Genomic DNA, 13,872 nt, shown 5'->3' with positions numbered 1-13,872 from the left:
TTCTTTTCGGGTGTTTTGTTCTCTGCGTGTTTCCCTCCCGTTGTGTGGGGCCCCCAATCTCCCCAACCCACCCCCCCCACAACCCTGATCTGCCTGCCGGGCGTACGCCGGTGCCGGGAACTTTCGCCCGCGCTGTGTCCTGAGCGGCCCGTTTCGACATCAGTCAGGCGAAAGATCCCCGCCAGCTGCGTTCGATCATGATCCAGATCCCGTGACGTGTCGGAAACGGGGCCTAGTACGACACGGATCGGGATGTGGATCATCACCAGCGGCGGGGGATATCCGTGCTGGATCCCGTTCCGGTTCGTGTAGTATTCGCTGGGCGCTTCCCTCGGGATGCGCGACGCGGGCGTAGCTCAATGGTAGAGCCTCAGTCTTCCAAACTGATTACGTGAGTTCGATTCTCATCGCCCGCTCCATCGATAGACCCAGGCTTTCCCGATTGGCCGTACGACACGCACTGGTCATCGTCCACGGCCAGCATCCTGCGCGTGCAGCCAGACCTGGAGCACGTCGAACGTCGCAGCAGCCGCGGTGGCCGTAGCTTTCTTGGCTATCGGCCCGGCCGTGGGTGTGGGTCGCCGACTATGCGAACCGTTTGGCAAAGAGCGAGGACGTCTTCCCGAGAGCAACGGTGCCCACGATTCGACCCGGCCGCGCCTGCCAGCTATAGCCTGTCAACGTTTCAGGGAGCGCCGGAGGATTCGTGAAGAGCAGAGTGGTCGGATTCGTCGGAGGGCTCATTTGTGCGCTTACCCTCCACGTGCTGTTGCCCGCCAAAGCTGCTGACGCCGTCTGGGGCGGTAACGACAGCCCCGGCGAGTGGCTCTTCTACATGTCGGCTGCCAGCGCCTGCATGCTGCCGTTCACCGGAGCTGTCGGTTGGCTGATCTACCGGCCGCCGCAGGCGCGACATTTCGGTGCCGGCTTGCTGGTCGGACTGGCTCTGTCGTTACTGCTGGCGGCGACCGCCGTGGTAGCTGGGTACGCGCCGCCGTGGGTGAACGACGACCCGGTGTGAGGCCGTGTATGAATTTTGTGCATCGAATGTAGTCGACGTCTCTAGCCTCGGTTGCTGTCCACAAGTGACCAACCTCGACAGGAGGCGTCCGGTGAGCCCTCTCCGACTACGTGGGGCGCTCGTCGCCCTGACTGCGACTGCCCTAGTCGTGACTGCGGGGGCGACGGCAATCGCGGCGAGCACGTCGACTTTCCCGCTGGCCGACCCTGACACCGTTCTAGCGAAGGACGGCTCGTACGTCACCTATGGCACGACCGTCGGCGCCGGGAAGGGTACGCGCTGCGGCGCGACCGGCCGGCTGTTCGTGCCCGTTCTCGTCCACGGCTCCGGCAGTGATGTCGGCATGGCCAACTGTGCGGCGGACGATGCGCTGCCGTCCGGGCCGGGTGCCTGGGCTGAGCCCGACGGGGCGATCTGGGCACCGGGCGTCGCGCGTTTCGGTGACCGGTTCTTCATGTTCTACACGGCCTCCCGCAAGGGTTCCGGCCAGAAGTGCATCGGCCGGGCGATCTCCAGCAGCGCTCGCGGTCCGTTCGTCAACCAGGGTGAATGGGCCTGCCCCGACGCGGGTCGGTGGGCGCTGGACGCCAATCCTTTCGTCGCGGGCGGGAATCTGTATGTGACCTACCGGGATGACGCGATCGCGACGGGCGCCGAGACCGGCATCTCCACCGTCCGGACCGACAGCGAGGGACGTGCGATCTGGGACACCCGGCGCGACATGCTCAAGAGCACCGACATCACGTGGGACACCGCGAAGACCAGCGGCGGTACGCACGTCGTGGAGAACCCGTCGATGTGGAAGGCCGCCGACGGGCACTGGTACCTGATGTATTCGGGCAACAACTGGGACAGCCCCCGGTACGCGACCGGCATCGCGAACTGTGGCACGACCCCGTTGCCCGGTTCCCGCTGTACGCCTATCCGCGAGGGTGTCGCGCGTCCCTTCTTCGGCTTCACCGGAGCGACCGGGCTCAACCCGATCCGTGGTCTTCCCAGCAATCATCAGGGCCCCGGCGGAATGGACGTCTTCACCGCCGCCGACGGCTCCTACCGCGTGGTCTGGCACTGGTGGGACGGGGCTAACCGGTTCCCGATGACCGGCGTGCTGACCCGGCCCTCCTCCGGCTTCCTCGTGTCCTGACCCCTGCTTCCACAAAGGAGATCCGTGATGCCAATCAGTAGACGACGCGCGCTCGGCCTGGCCGGTGGCGCCGCCCTTGCCGGAGCTACCGGCGCACTGGGCCTGGCCGAGTCCGCCGGTGCGGCGACCGCTTGGCGAAACCTCGGCGTCGTCACCGCCAACATCGGCCGGGACAACCTCGGTCAGCGGGAGGCCGCGATCGTCGCCGTCCGCAACGCCCTCAGCATGGAAGGTCCCCAGGACCGGCCGCTCGTCGGCTGGCAGGAGATCGGCGAGGGCGACGGCGACGAGAAGGAGAAGGGCTGGATCAACGAGCACTTCGGGCCGTACTACAACAACCTGCACCTGAACGATGGCGGGCACCTCGTCCCGATGTCCGTGCCCAAGGTGTACACGGTGCTCGCCCAGCGGGTCACGCCCGTGCACCCGGGTAAGGAAGGCGTCTCGCCGAACCGGGTGATCACCGAGGTCCTCCTGGGCGCGGCCGACGACCCGGCGCTCAAGTTCGCCTTCGTCAACACGCACTTCGTGGCTGGGGCGTACAACGGGAAGGAAGACCCATATGAGGCGTGGCGGGACCGGATGTGGGCGCTGCACTTCGACACCCTCCGGAACACCGTCATGGAATATTGGCGTACGCGTGGCTATCCGGTGATCTGGACCGGCGACACCAACCGTGACCCGATGCCGAAGCTGTACCCGGAGCGGGAGACGCGGGCCTTCGGCTCCGGCATCGATCACATCGGCTGGATCCAGGGCACGAACGGCGTACAGATCCAGCTGCGGAACACGAAGGTCGTCCCGATGAACGTCGACGGCCACGACGCCCGGGTGGCGGTGCTCCAACTCCGCCGGGTCTGACGCGCAGACCTTTCGCGCCCGGCATTCCTCGGTGGGATGCCGGGCGTCGACGCAGTTTCTGTTATCGATCTGTCCCGCGTGCATCTCCTACATGAGGATCACCGGATCGATCGGGGAGAGACATGTCAAGGTCAGCAACAACAAGCAGGCGGGCACCGAGGTTCAGCCTGCGCAGATCCGCCCGCGTCGCAATGGCTTCAGCGGCGGCCGGCGTACTCGTGATGGCCGGAATCGTGGCCGGAGGCACCGCGGCCAACGCAGCGACGGTGGCGGCTTTCCCCGGCGCCGCGGGCCCGGCGATGTACGCGACCGGCGGCCGCGGTGGCGACGTCTACCACGTCACCAATCTCACCGACAACGCCAGCAACCCGCAGGCAGGATCGCTGCGATACGGCATCACGACCGTTCCCAGCGGTGGCCGGACGATCGTCTTCGACGTGGCGGGCACCATCAAGCTGTCGCCGGCCGGGCGCCAGGGTTGGCTGACGATCAACGCGAGCAACTTGACCATCGCTGGGCAGACCGCGCCCAAACCTGGCATCACGATCATGGGCCAGGCCACGAAGGTCACCGGGAAGAACGTCATCATCCGGCACGTGAAGTTCCGGCCCGGCAAGGATCAGGCCAATCCCGAGTCGGCGACCAATGATGGGATCTGGATCACCGGGGACGACGTCATCGTCGACCACGTCTCGGTCAGTTGGGCCGACGACGAGGGCATCAGCGTCAGCGACGCCGCCGGCCAGGTCACGGTGCAGTACGCCATCGTGTCCGACGGCCTGAACTACAACGGCCACAGCTACGGAGCCCTGGTCGGCAGCGACGTCACCGGCTCGAACGTCGCGTACCACCACAACCTGTTCGCCCACCAGGTCAGCCGGCTGCCCCGGCTGGGCAACGAGACCGGTGCGGTGAACAACGTCGAGTGGAGCAACAACGTCATCTTCGAGGGCAAGGGCTACAGCGGCGCCGATCAGCTCGCCAACGGCAACTTCGTCGGCAACACGTACCTGCGGCAGAACTCCGGCAATCCTGAGGTCTACACCGGGGCCACCGGAACGGCGGCGTACATCTCGGGTAACCGCGCCGACTATGACGGCGACTCGAACCTGACCAACGGCGTGGACATCGCCTGGGACCGCTTCACCAGCGTGCCGACGCACAACTCCAGCCGTTTCAACGTCCCCAACGTCACCACCGAGTCGGCCGGCGCCGCGCTGACCAAGGTCCTCGACAGTTCGGGCGCGTTCTGGTGGGCGCGCGACGCCGTCGACACCCGGGTGATCAGCGAAACCCGCTCGACCAGCGGCTCGGTCATCAACGATCCCAACTCCACCGAGTGGAACAACCTCTGGAATGCCGCGCAGGTGAGCAGCCCCAGCGGCTGGGACACCGACCACGACGGTATGCCGAACGCGTGGGAGTCGGCGGCGGGTCTGAACCCGAGCGCCGACGACCACAACGGCGACGCGGACGGCGACGGATACCGCAACATCGAGGAGTACCTCGACTACGCCGCCCAGGGCAGCAAGCCTCTGCCGACGACCTCGCCCACCACTTCGCCGACGGCGTCCACTTCGCCGACCGCGTCCACTTCGCCGTCGACCGTCCCCACGACGCCCCCGCCCAGTGGAGCGTGCTCGGCTGCGTACCAGTCGGTCAATTCTTGGCCGGGTGGATTCCAAGGTGAGGTGACGGTGACGGCCGGCACCGCCGCGATCAGCGGTTGGACCGTCAAGTGGACGCTTGCCGGCGGCCAGACGATCAGCCAGACCTGGAACGGCCGACTCACCGTGAGCGGCACGGCGGCGACGGTCACCAACGAGTCCTACAACGGGGCGTTGGCGGCGGGAGCGTCGACCACGTTCGGCTTCACCGCAGCCGGCACTGCGACCACCCCGGCCCTGACCTGCACCAGCCCGTAGCGATCGGTCCCGCCGCTGTGCCGCATATCCCGTGCACGGCGGCGGGCCGCTGCCTGGCGGCATCATGGTCAGGTGATCAACGGCGAACTCGACGGCGTCGCTGGCTATGTCGCCGACAGCAGAGGCGCTGGTCGGCAAGGCAGGTATTTCGAGCTGCTCCATGGCCGGTTCCTTCGATTGCCGGAGGATCAGCGCGCCGATTTCGTCCAGGCCCTGGTTCACGATGCCCGGGCGATCAGCGAGGAGCATCTTGCGCTGTTGTTCAGCGGACGTCTGGACTTGGGTGGCTGGCGGTCGAGGATCGTCGCGGCCTGGCTGGTCGCCATGGGTCGGCGCGTGGCTTTTCGGCGCCAGATCGGCGAGCTGTTGTTGGCGAGCGACATGACGTATGCGGGCCAGGGATACTGCGTCGCGCTGGCGGCATTGGGCACCGAGGAGGACGCCGCCATCCTGATCGCGTACCTCGACCGCTATCTGCCGCGCATCGAGCTTCGATACGACCAGCACTGGGCGATGGCTGCCTTGGTCCATCTCGACGCGGTACGCGGGACCCGATTCGCTGATCCGTTCCTGGTCGCGGAGGGACTGTGGCAGCGCTGGGCGAACGGGCTCCCTCACCAGCCCGTCGCGTTTGAACACCTGCGGTCGCGGATCGCCGAAGCGTGTGGGCTCCGGAGCTGACTATCTTGAACGACATGACCGCCGAGCCGTCACTGCAACCGATCCATCTTGAGATCCTCGTAGCGACGTTCGTCGACACCGACGAGGTGTCCGCCATCAAACTGAGCGATGACTCAGCGCGGGATGACCACATGATCCAGTTCGCGCTCCCCGCGGCGAGCCGCCCGGACGTCCTCGGCTATGAGGTGGTCAATGCCGAAGGTCGAGCAGCGTTCGAGCCGGTGACCTCGTGGCGCCTCTCCGGCCGAGACCTCTACCTCGAATACCTCCCGCGTGCTGCCGAGATGCTTGGCTTCCCGCAGATTCAGCACCTACGGCTGAGCATTCCGGATGCCGATCTGGCGGAGCTGACGCGCCTTCTTCCCCAGGTCGTCTGGGACGCGTGCTATTTGGTCGACTGATCGATCCGAGCGTGGAACGCATCTGGCGGCGGCTTCGACCGAAAACGCCGGAGCCCGGACCGGCGCGAGGCGGGTCCGGGCTTTCCGAAACGAGCGGCTAGAGCGCGGCGACGAATTCGCGGATGTCGCCGACGTAGAGGTCGGTCGCCTCGTGGGCGGCGTAGTGCCCACCGGCGTTGCGCGGGCCGCCCTTCGGGAGGTCGGCGTCGTACTTGCGCCAGCGGACGACGTTCGCGTGGTCGCGCTCGACGAGCGGCCGGATCGACTGGAAGTCGCCGGCGAAGATGGCCACGCCCAGCGGTGCGGTCGTCGGGCCTTCCGGCTTCTCGTCGGTGTGGGCGTCCTCGTAGTAGAAGCGGATCGCCGAGCCGGAGGTGCCGGTCAGCCAGTAGATCGCGGTGTTGGCGATGACGAAGTCCGCGTCGAGCGATTCGCCCATGAGCTGGGCGTTCCAGGCGAGCAGGCCCACCGGCGAGTCGGCTAGCGCGAACGCGAGGGTCTGCGGCTGCTGCGAGTGCAGGGTGTTGAACGAGAACATGTTCTCGTAGAACCATTGCAGGTGCTGGAGGGCGGCGTAGTCCTCGGGGTCGAACGTCGCGAACTCGGCCGAGTCGCCGGACGGGAACGAGAACGCCTGCGTCACGTGGACGCCGATCACCTTGTCGGGCGCGACGCGGCCCATTTCCGGCGCGATCATCGAACCGGCGTCGTTGCCCGCCGCGACGTAGCGCTCGTAACCGAGGCGGTCCATCAGCTCGACCCAGGCGCGGGTGGTGCGGAAGCGGTTCCAGCCCGCCGAGCGGGTCGGTCCGGAGAAGCCGAAGCCGGGCAGCGACGGGATCACCAGGTGGAACGCCGGTGCCGCCGAGTCGGCCGGGTCGGTGAGCGGCTCGATGACGTCCAGGAACTCGACGACCGAGCCTGGCCAGCCGTGCGTGAGGATCATCGGCGTCGCGTCCTCGCGCGGCGAGCGTACGTGCAGGAAGTGGATGTCTTCGCCGTCGATCTCGGTGGTGAACTGCGGGTACGCGTTCAGCCGAGCCTCCAGCGCCCGCCAGTCGAACGCCGTCCGCCAGTGCTCGACGAGCGTGCGTACGCGGTCGTTGGTCATGCCGTTCGAACCGTTGGCCCCGGGCAGCTCGTTCGGCCAGATGATCCGGTCGAGGCGGGCGGCGAGGTCGTCGAGCTGCGCCTGGGCGACGTCGACGCGGAAGGGGCGGATCGCGGTCATCAGAGCCTCCAACTGGAGCGGAATGTTTCGTTCCGTCTCAGCATAGCAGAACGGAACGTTCCATTCCAATATCCGACGACGGGCAGGTCAGGTTCATTCACCTGTCCGGCTCGGTTAAACGGCGGTTTGCTGGAGCATTCGGTAACGAACGGCAACAAACGGGAGGTGGACGGTGTCCAGATCGCTGCTTCATCGAGTGGTCATCGCGTTCGGACTGGCCGCGGCGGTCGTGATCACACCGGCGAGCGCACACGCGGGGCAGGCGGCCAAGGCCCTGGCTGTCGGTGGCTTGGGGGTGGAGGGCGACGGCTTCTACGGCGAACTGGTCGCGGTCACGACCTTCGCGATCCGGTTGCCGGTGCCGCAGCCGACCGAGGTCGACGTCACCGTCTTCGACGTCGACGGGACGGCGCTGGGAAGCCCCAGTACGCAGGACGCCCCTCAGTTCGGCTTGGACGTCGAAGCGTCCACGACTTCTCGGCTCTCTCGGGACGGCGTACCGGTCGGGGCGGTCGGCGTCAGCGGCGATGGTATCGATCAAGACGACATGATTGCGGCGGCCGGCCGCACAGGGCTTGCCATCACTGACTGAACGGGCGACCGAATCAGCACCGGAGTGCACTGTGGAATAGCCCATTCCCGAACGGGGTAGGCCCCACGCCTGAGATGCTCGCAATGCCTGGTGATCGTCGGGTACGTTGCCGAACACCCAGTTCAACGTACCCATGGAGCGCCATTGTGGTGAAGCGTGCCTCGATGCTGATCGCCGCCTCCGTCGCGAGTCTCGCGGTCGTGCTGCCTTCGTCCCCGGCATTCGCGGCCAACCCGCGAATCATGTTCACGAAGGTCGTCGTGGACCCGTCCGGAAAGGACACGACGGCCAATTCGCAGCTCGTCCGCGAGGTCGCCACGCTCAAGAACACCACGAGCAAGGCGATCACGCTGACGAACTGGACCGTGCGCGACAAGTCCAACCACGTCTACAAGTTCGGCACGTTCACGCTGGGCGCCGGCAAGTCGGTGCGCCTGCACACCGGCAAGGGCGCCAACACCAGCACCGACCGCTACTGGGGGCTGGGCTGGTACGTCTGGAACAACACCGGCGACGCGGCGTACGTGCGGGACGCGTCCGGGCGGGCGGTCGACTCCTGCTCGTGGGCAACGTCGACGTCAAGTACTGCTGATCGCGCGAGGGGCCGCCGGAGCGAACTCCGGCGGCCCCTCGCCGCTGATCAGAAACGCTGATCAGAAACGCTCATCAGCAATACAGATTGCCGCCCGCGGTCGTGCCGAGGATCTGGACGAACTGCTGGTACGCCGTGACACGGCTCTGCACCTGGCCGGGGTTGCCACCGTTGCATTCGAGCGAGCCGTTGATGCTGCGGATGGTCTCGCCGAAACCGGCTCCGTTGACCATCGCGTTGTGCGCCGTCATCGTGCCGGGCCCGGTCTGGGTGTTCCAGTACCAGAGCGCCGTACGCCAAGCGACCGCCGCGTCGGTCTCGACGAGCCACGGGTTGGTGAGCAGCGGGAGACCGAGCGCGTCGCCGGCTGCCTTGTAGTTGAAGTTCCAGCTCAGCTGGATCGGGCCGCGGCCGTAGTAGTTGGCCGCGCCGGCCGGGCAGCCGTACGACTGGCTCAGGTCGCAATAGGTGCCCCGGTTGATCTCCGTGATGTACACGAGTCCGCCGGTTTCGTGGTTGACGTTGGCGAGGAAGGCCGCGGCCTCCTGACGGCGTACGGTGTCGGTGCCCGTGGCGGCGAACGCCGGGTAGGAGCTGAGCGCCGCGACCAGACCCTGGTACGTGTAGAAGGAGTTCCGGCTCGGGAACATCTGGTTGAACTGGGTTTCGCTGACGACGAAGCCGCCCGGGTTCGTGGGCGGGGGAGTGGTGCCGCCGCCACTGCAGGCGTACGGGTCCCAGTACCAGGTGCTGATCGTGGGGTCATAGCCGGGATTGCCGTGCTCGGCGATGTAGTAGTTGCCGTTCGTGTAGCGGACGATCGCGCCGGTGTCGTACCAGGTGCCGGCGGTCCAGTTCGGATAGGCGCAACTGCCGCCGGGCGGCGGCGTGGATCCGCCGCACGTGCCCTGGTCGGCCCAGACGTCTGCGGCGCCTGGGGTCTCGCTCTGCGTCCACCACTTGGCCCGCCAGTTGTGGCCGTTGTAGGAGGCCGTCATCCCGCCCGTGTAAACGGCCGAGGACTGCCACGGCGTCACGCAGTCCGCCGCCGTGGCCATGCCGGCGGGCAGCACCGCTACCACCGCGCCGGCGATCGTGATCATGAGTGTCGCCGCCAGAACGCGTACGCGCGACATCGATACTCCTTCCCGCAGGAATATATTGATGCGCATACGTTACATGGTTTTAGCAAAGTTCCCTAACAATTTCCGTCGTAACCCAACCGTTACCGAATTCCCGTTGACCGTGAGCTGGGTCACGGCAAAAGATGTGAGCGTTAACAACCCCCATCTACCTCTGGAAACAACTCGCATCGCGCACAAATGTGAGCGTTAACATCCCCCGTTCCTGAGGAGTGCCATGAAGATCGCGAAGCTGGCCGCGGCCGCGGCCGGCCTGCTCATCGCGGCGGGCCTGACGGCCTGTGGCGACACCACGAAGACGATCGACCAGCAGTCGAGCGCCGGCGCCGCCGGAGCGCTCGTCGGCGTCACGATGCCCACCAAGTCCTCGGAGCGGTGGATCCACGACGGGGACAACCTCAAGAGCCAGCTCGAGGCGCTGGGGTACAAGGTGGACCTCCAGTACGCCGAGAACGACATCCCCACCCAGGTCAACCAGATCGAGAACCAGATCACCAAGGGCGCGAAGCTGCTGATCATCGCCTCGATCGACGGAACCGCGCTGACCACGCAGCTGCAGGAGGCGGCGGACAAGAAGATCCCGGTGATCGCGTACGACCGGCTGATCCGCAAGTCGCCCAACGTGGACTACTACGCGACCTTCGACAACTACAAGGTCGGCGTGCAGCAGGCGACCTCGCTGCTGGTCGGGCTCGGCCTGAAGAAGCAGGACGGCACCGACGGCACCGCGAAGGGCCCGTTCAACATCGAGCTGTTCGCCGGATCGCCGGACGACAACAACGCCACCTTCTTCTTCAACGGGGCGATGGACACCCTCAAGCCGTACATCGACAAGGGCACCCTGGTCGTCAAGAGCGGGGAGACCGAGTTCAAGACGGTCGCGATCCTGCGTTGGGACCCGATGACCGCCCAACGGCGGATGGAGGACCTGCTCACGAAGGCGTACGCCAAGGGCGGCAAGGTCCAGGGCGTGCTGTCGCCCTACGACGGTCTGTCGATCGGCATCCTGTCGGCGCTGAAGAGCAACGGCTACGGCACCGCCGGCCAGCCCTACCCGATCGTGACCGGCCAGGACGCCGAGGTCGCCTCGGTGAAGTCGATCATCGCCGGTGAGCAGTACGCGACGATCTACAAGGACACCCGCGAGCTGGCGAAGGTCACCGTGAAGATGGCCGACGCGGTCCTCAAGGGCGGCAAGCCCGAGGTCAACAACACCAAGGACTACGACAACGGCATGAAGGTCGTCCCGTCCTACCTGCTCGAGCCGGTGGTGGTCTACAAGGACAACTACCAGAAGGCGCTCATCGACACCGGCTACTACACGGCCGACCAGCTCAAGTAGCACGAGCGTCCGGCCGGGCCGCGTGACGGCCCGGCCGGGCATGCACCGACCTACGTCGGCGCTCGCATGCCGGAGACTGTGCCAGCCGATGACCGGCCGAGGGCCGGTCAAGAGCGAGGGAGATCACCGTGATCCTGCAGATGCGGGACATCACCAAGACGTTCCCCGGGGTCATCGCGCTCAAGGACGTCAACCTGACGGTACGCCGCGGCGAGATCCATGCGATCTGCGGCGAGAACGGCGCCGGGAAGTCGACGCTGATGAAGGTGCTGTCGGGCGTGTACCCGCACGGCTCCTACTCGGGTGACATCGAGTTCGACGGTGAGCCGTGCCGGTTCGCCGACATCCGGGGCAGCGAGCGGCGCGGGATCGTCATCATCCACCAGGAACTGGCGCTCTGCCCGAACCTTTCGATCGAGGAGAACATCTTCCTCGGCAACGAGCGCGCCAGGCACGGCGTGATCGACTGGATGCGTACGCACGTCGAGGCGGCGGCGTTGCTTCAGCGGGTGGGGCTGTCCGAGCATCCGGCGACGCCGGCCATGGACCTCGGGGTCGGCAAGCAGCAGCTGGTCGAGATCGCCAAGGCGCTGTCCAAAGAGGTCCGGCTGCTGATCCTCGACGAGCCGACCGCCGCGCTGAACGACGAGGACTCGGCACACCTGCTGGATCTGCTGCGCGGCCTGCGCGACGAGGGGATCACCTGCGTGATCATCTCGCACAAGCTGAACGAGATCGAGGCGATCGCCGACTCCGTGACGATCCTGCGGGACGGCCGCACCATCGAGACCCTCGACATGGTGAACGACAACGTCACCGAGGACCGCATCATCGCCGGGATGGTCGGCCGGGACCTGGAGCACCGCTTCCCCGAGCACGTGCCGAACATCGGCGAGGAGGTGCTGCGGATCGAGGACTGGACGGTGCACAGCCCGACCCAGCACGGCCGGGTCGTCGTCGCCGGCGCGAACCTGCGGCTGCGGCGCGGCGAGATCGTCGGGCTGGCCGGATTGATGGGCGCAGGCCGGACCGAGCTGGCGATGAGCGTGTTCGGGCGCAGTTACGGCATCGGCATCTCCGGCCGGGTCTACAAGGACGGCGTCGAGGTGCAGCTGCGTACGGTGCGGGACGCGATCCGCCACGGCATCGCGTACGCCACCGAGGATCGCAAGCGCTACGGACTGAATCTCATCGAGGACATCAAGCGCAATGTGTCGGCCGCCGCGTTGACGAAGCTGGCCACCGCGGGCTGGGTCCACGAGAACGAGGAGTACCGGGTCGCCACCGGTTTTCAGGCGAGCATGAACATCAAGGCGCCGACCGTCTCGGCGATCACCGGGAAGCTCAGCGGCGGCAACCAGCAGAAGGTCGTGCTGTCGAAGTGGTTGTTCACCGACGCCGACGTGCTGATCCTCGACGAGCCCACCCGGGGCATCGACGTCGGGGCCAAGTACGAGATCTATTCGATCATCAACCAGATGGCCGACCAGGGCAAAGCGGTGTTGGTGATCTCCTCCGAGCTGCCCGAGCTGCTCGGCGTCTGCGATCGCGTCTACGCGATGTCGGCCGGCCGGATCACCGGCGAGGTCGCCCGCGCCGAGGCGACGCCGGAGCGGCTCATGCAGTACATGACCAAGGTGAAGGAGCAGTAGTCACCATGACCAGCGTCGGCCCTACGACCGGCCCGAGCACCGCCGTCCCGGTGGTGCCGGAACCTCAGGCCGCGGCACCGGACCGATTCGGTGGCCGGCACTTCACGGCGAACCTTCGCCAGAACGGCATCTACATCGCGTTCGCGCTGATCATCGTGCTGTTCGAGATCCTCACCCGCGGCGACCTGCTGACCCCGCAGAACGTGTCGAACCTGGTCGTGCAGAACTCCTACATCCTGATCCTGGCGATCGGGATGATCCTGATCATCATCTCCGGGCACATCGACCTGTCCGCCGGTTCGGTGGTCGCCGTGACCGGGGCGATCTCGGCCGTACTGATGGTCAACCACGACGTGCCGTGGCCGCTGGCCCTGCTCATCACGGTGCTCGCCGGGGCCGCCATCGGCGCGTGGCAGGGCTACTGGGTGGCGTACTTCGGCATCCCGGCGTTCATCGTGACGCTGGCCGGCATGCTCGTCTTCCGGGCGCTGACCCTGTCGGTCCTGGGCAACCAGGGCATCGGCCCGTTCCCGGACGAGGTGCGGACGATCGCCAACGGCTTCATGCCGACCTATCTCGGCAACATCGGGCTCGGCCCGCTCGACGGCGCGGACCTGTTCACTCTGATTCTCGGGGTCGGGCTGGTGGCCGGGATCGTCGCGACGCAGTGGAGCGGCCGGGTCGGGCGTACGCGCTACGGGCAGTCGGTCGAGCCGTTCGCGCTGTTCATCGCGAAGATCGTCGTCGCCGCGATCGTGGTCATGTTCGTCATCGTCCAGCTCGCCCGGGCCAAGAACCTGCCGTGGGTGCTGGTGCTGCTCGCGGTGCTCGTCCTGGCGTACTCGCTGCTGACGAACCGGGCCGTGTTCGGCCGCCACATCTACGCCATCGGCGGCAACCTCAACGCGGCGACGCTGTCCGGCATCAAGGTCAAGTCGGTCACCTTCTGGCTGTTCGTCAACATGGGCGTCCTGGCCGCCGTGGCCGGCATCGTCTTCGCCGGCCGGCTCAACCAGGCCGGTCCCACCGCGGGCAACGGCTTCGAGCTGGACGCGATCGCGGCCGCCTTCATCGGCGGCGCGGCGGTCCAGGGCGGCGTGGGAAAGGTGGTCGGCGCGATCACCGGCGGCCTCATCATGGGTGTCATCAACAACGGCATGTCGCTCATCGGCGCACCCAGCGAGCAGGTGATGCTCTTCAAGGGGCTCGTGCTGCTGGCGGCCGTCGCGTTCGACGTGTTCACCAAGCGCCGCGCCGGAGCCGCGCGCTGAGCCGAAGTAAGATCACC

The 13,872-nt window shown here is 66.6% G+C and carries 13 protein-coding genes and 1 tRNA gene; 12 read left to right on the top strand and 2 right to left on the bottom strand.

Translation table 11 applies throughout. The features are described 5' to 3' along the window. Positions 1 to 345 precede the first annotated feature (345 nt). The 7 genes from AB0M47_RS29190 to AB0M47_RS29160 all read left to right on the top strand — a co-directional run bounded on the left by AB0M47_RS29190 (position 346) and on the right by AB0M47_RS29160 (position 6,033). Positions 346 to 419: transfer RNA gene (locus AB0M47_RS29190), tRNA-Gly, on the top strand. A 344-nt stretch (positions 420 to 763) separates the two neighbouring features. Next, positions 764 to 1,021, top strand: a complete 258-nt coding sequence (locus tag AB0M47_RS29185) for a hypothetical protein (RefSeq protein WP_363419671.1) — start codon at positions 764 to 766, stop codon at positions 1,019 to 1,021. 91 nt (positions 1,022 to 1,112) lie between these two features. Beyond that, a complete protein-coding gene (locus tag AB0M47_RS29180) occupies positions 1,113 to 2,165 on the top strand; it encodes a family 43 glycosylhydrolase (protein WP_363419669.1) in 1,053 nt (350 codons plus the stop codon). Between the two features lie 27 nt (positions 2,166 to 2,192). Then, a complete protein-coding gene (locus AB0M47_RS29175) occupies positions 2,193 to 3,026 on the top strand; it encodes a hypothetical protein (protein ID WP_253761020.1) in 834 nt (277 codons plus the stop codon). Between the two features lie 191 nt (positions 3,027 to 3,217). Further along, positions 3,218 to 4,951 carry a cellulose binding domain-containing protein gene (locus tag AB0M47_RS29170; RefSeq protein ID WP_363419667.1) on the top strand — a complete coding sequence of 578 codons (1,734 nt, stop codon included), beginning with the start codon at positions 3,218 to 3,220 and terminating at the stop codon, positions 4,949 to 4,951. 72 nt (positions 4,952 to 5,023) lie between these two features. Continuing rightward, the gene (locus AB0M47_RS29165) at positions 5,024 to 5,632 is read left to right on the top strand and encodes a DUF6000 family protein (protein ID WP_363419665.1); all 609 of its coding nucleotides are present in this window, start codon (positions 5,024 to 5,026) and stop codon (positions 5,630 to 5,632) included. 14 nt (positions 5,633 to 5,646) lie between these two features. Next, positions 5,647 to 6,033 (top strand): hypothetical protein, encoded by a 387-nt coding sequence (locus AB0M47_RS29160; protein WP_363419663.1) that lies wholly within the window; start codon positions 5,647 to 5,649, stop codon positions 6,031 to 6,033. 97 nt (positions 6,034 to 6,130) lie between these two features. Here AB0M47_RS29160 and AB0M47_RS29155 read toward each other — a convergent pair whose 3' ends face one another. Beyond that, entirely contained in the window at positions 6,131 to 7,264 is a 1,134-nt protein-coding gene (locus AB0M47_RS29155; RefSeq protein WP_363419661.1) for an epoxide hydrolase, read from the bottom strand. Positions 7,265 to 7,436: 172 nt separating this feature from the next. Here AB0M47_RS29155 and AB0M47_RS29150 point away from each other — a divergent pair, with 172 nt between their 5' ends. Both AB0M47_RS29150 and AB0M47_RS29145 read left to right on the top strand, forming a co-directional pair. Then, positions 7,437 to 7,856, top strand: coding sequence for a hypothetical protein (locus AB0M47_RS29150; protein ID WP_363419659.1), 420 nt, complete (start codon positions 7,437 to 7,439; stop codon positions 7,854 to 7,856). Positions 7,857 to 8,002: 146 nt separating this feature from the next. After that, positions 8,003 to 8,509: a lamin tail domain-containing protein gene (locus AB0M47_RS29145; protein WP_363419657.1), complete on the top strand. Its 507-nt coding sequence runs from the start codon at positions 8,003 to 8,005 to the stop codon at positions 8,507 to 8,509. A gap of 13 nt (positions 8,510 to 8,522) precedes the next feature. Here AB0M47_RS29145 and AB0M47_RS29140 read toward each other — a convergent pair whose 3' ends face one another. Continuing rightward, the gene (locus tag AB0M47_RS29140) at positions 8,523 to 9,584 is read right to left on the bottom strand and encodes a glycoside hydrolase family 19 protein (protein ID WP_363419656.1); all 1,062 of its coding nucleotides are present in this window, start codon (positions 9,582 to 9,584) and stop codon (positions 8,523 to 8,525) included. A 223-nt stretch (positions 9,585 to 9,807) separates the two neighbouring features. On the opposite strand from AB0M47_RS29140, the gene chvE reads away from it, so the two are divergent. From chvE to mmsB, 3 genes are all read left to right on the top strand, one after another. Next, positions 9,808 to 10,932 carry a multiple monosaccharide ABC transporter substrate-binding protein gene (chvE, locus tag AB0M47_RS29135; protein ID WP_363419654.1) on the top strand — a complete coding sequence of 375 codons (1,125 nt, stop codon included), beginning with the start codon at positions 9,808 to 9,810 and terminating at the stop codon, positions 10,930 to 10,932. Between the two features lie 140 nt (positions 10,933 to 11,072). Next, positions 11,073 to 12,584, top strand: a complete 1,512-nt coding sequence (gene mmsA / locus AB0M47_RS29130) for a multiple monosaccharide ABC transporter ATP-binding protein (protein WP_363419673.1) — start codon at positions 11,073 to 11,075, stop codon at positions 12,582 to 12,584. 5 nt (positions 12,585 to 12,589) lie between these two features. Further along, the gene (gene mmsB, locus AB0M47_RS29125) at positions 12,590 to 13,855 is read left to right on the top strand and encodes a multiple monosaccharide ABC transporter permease (protein ID WP_253761028.1); all 1,266 of its coding nucleotides are present in this window, start codon (positions 12,590 to 12,592) and stop codon (positions 13,853 to 13,855) included. The last annotated feature ends 17 nt before the right edge of the window (positions 13,856 to 13,872 follow it).

Source organism: Hamadaea sp. NPDC051192, from assembly GCF_040682475.1.
Classification (GTDB): domain Bacteria; phylum Actinomycetota; class Actinomycetes; order Mycobacteriales; family Micromonosporaceae; genus Hamadaea; species Hamadaea flava.
Note: the sequence above shows the minus strand (reverse complement) of the source record. Positions and strands in the feature narration are given on the sequence as shown.

What these genes read in the sequence shown, in the direction of transcription:
- AB0M47_RS29175 (WP_253761020.1), top strand. Translation starts at nt 2,193, where the DNA reads ATGCCAATCAGTAGACGACGCGCGCTCGGCCTGGCCGGTGGCGCCGCC.
- AB0M47_RS29170 (WP_363419667.1), top strand. Translation starts at nt 3,218, where the DNA reads ATGGCTTCAGCGGCGGCCGGCGTACTCGTGATGGCCGGAATCGTGGCC.
- AB0M47_RS29160 (WP_363419663.1), top strand. Translation starts at nt 5,647, where the DNA reads ATGACCGCCGAGCCGTCACTGCAACCGATCCATCTTGAGATCCTCGTA.
- AB0M47_RS29155 (WP_363419661.1), bottom strand. Translation starts at nt 7,264, where the DNA reads ATGACCGCGATCCGCCCCTTCCGCGTCGACGTCGCCCAGGCGCAGCTC.
- AB0M47_RS29140 (WP_363419656.1), bottom strand. Translation starts at nt 9,584, where the DNA reads ATGTCGCGCGTACGCGTTCTGGCGGCGACACTCATGATCACGATCGCC.
- chvE (WP_363419654.1), top strand. Translation starts at nt 9,808, where the DNA reads ATGAAGATCGCGAAGCTGGCCGCGGCCGCGGCCGGCCTGCTCATCGCG.
- mmsA (WP_363419673.1), top strand. Translation starts at nt 11,073, where the DNA reads ATGCGGGACATCACCAAGACGTTCCCCGGGGTCATCGCGCTCAAGGAC.
- mmsB (WP_253761028.1), top strand. Translation starts at nt 12,590, where the DNA reads ATGACCAGCGTCGGCCCTACGACCGGCCCGAGCACCGCCGTCCCGGTG.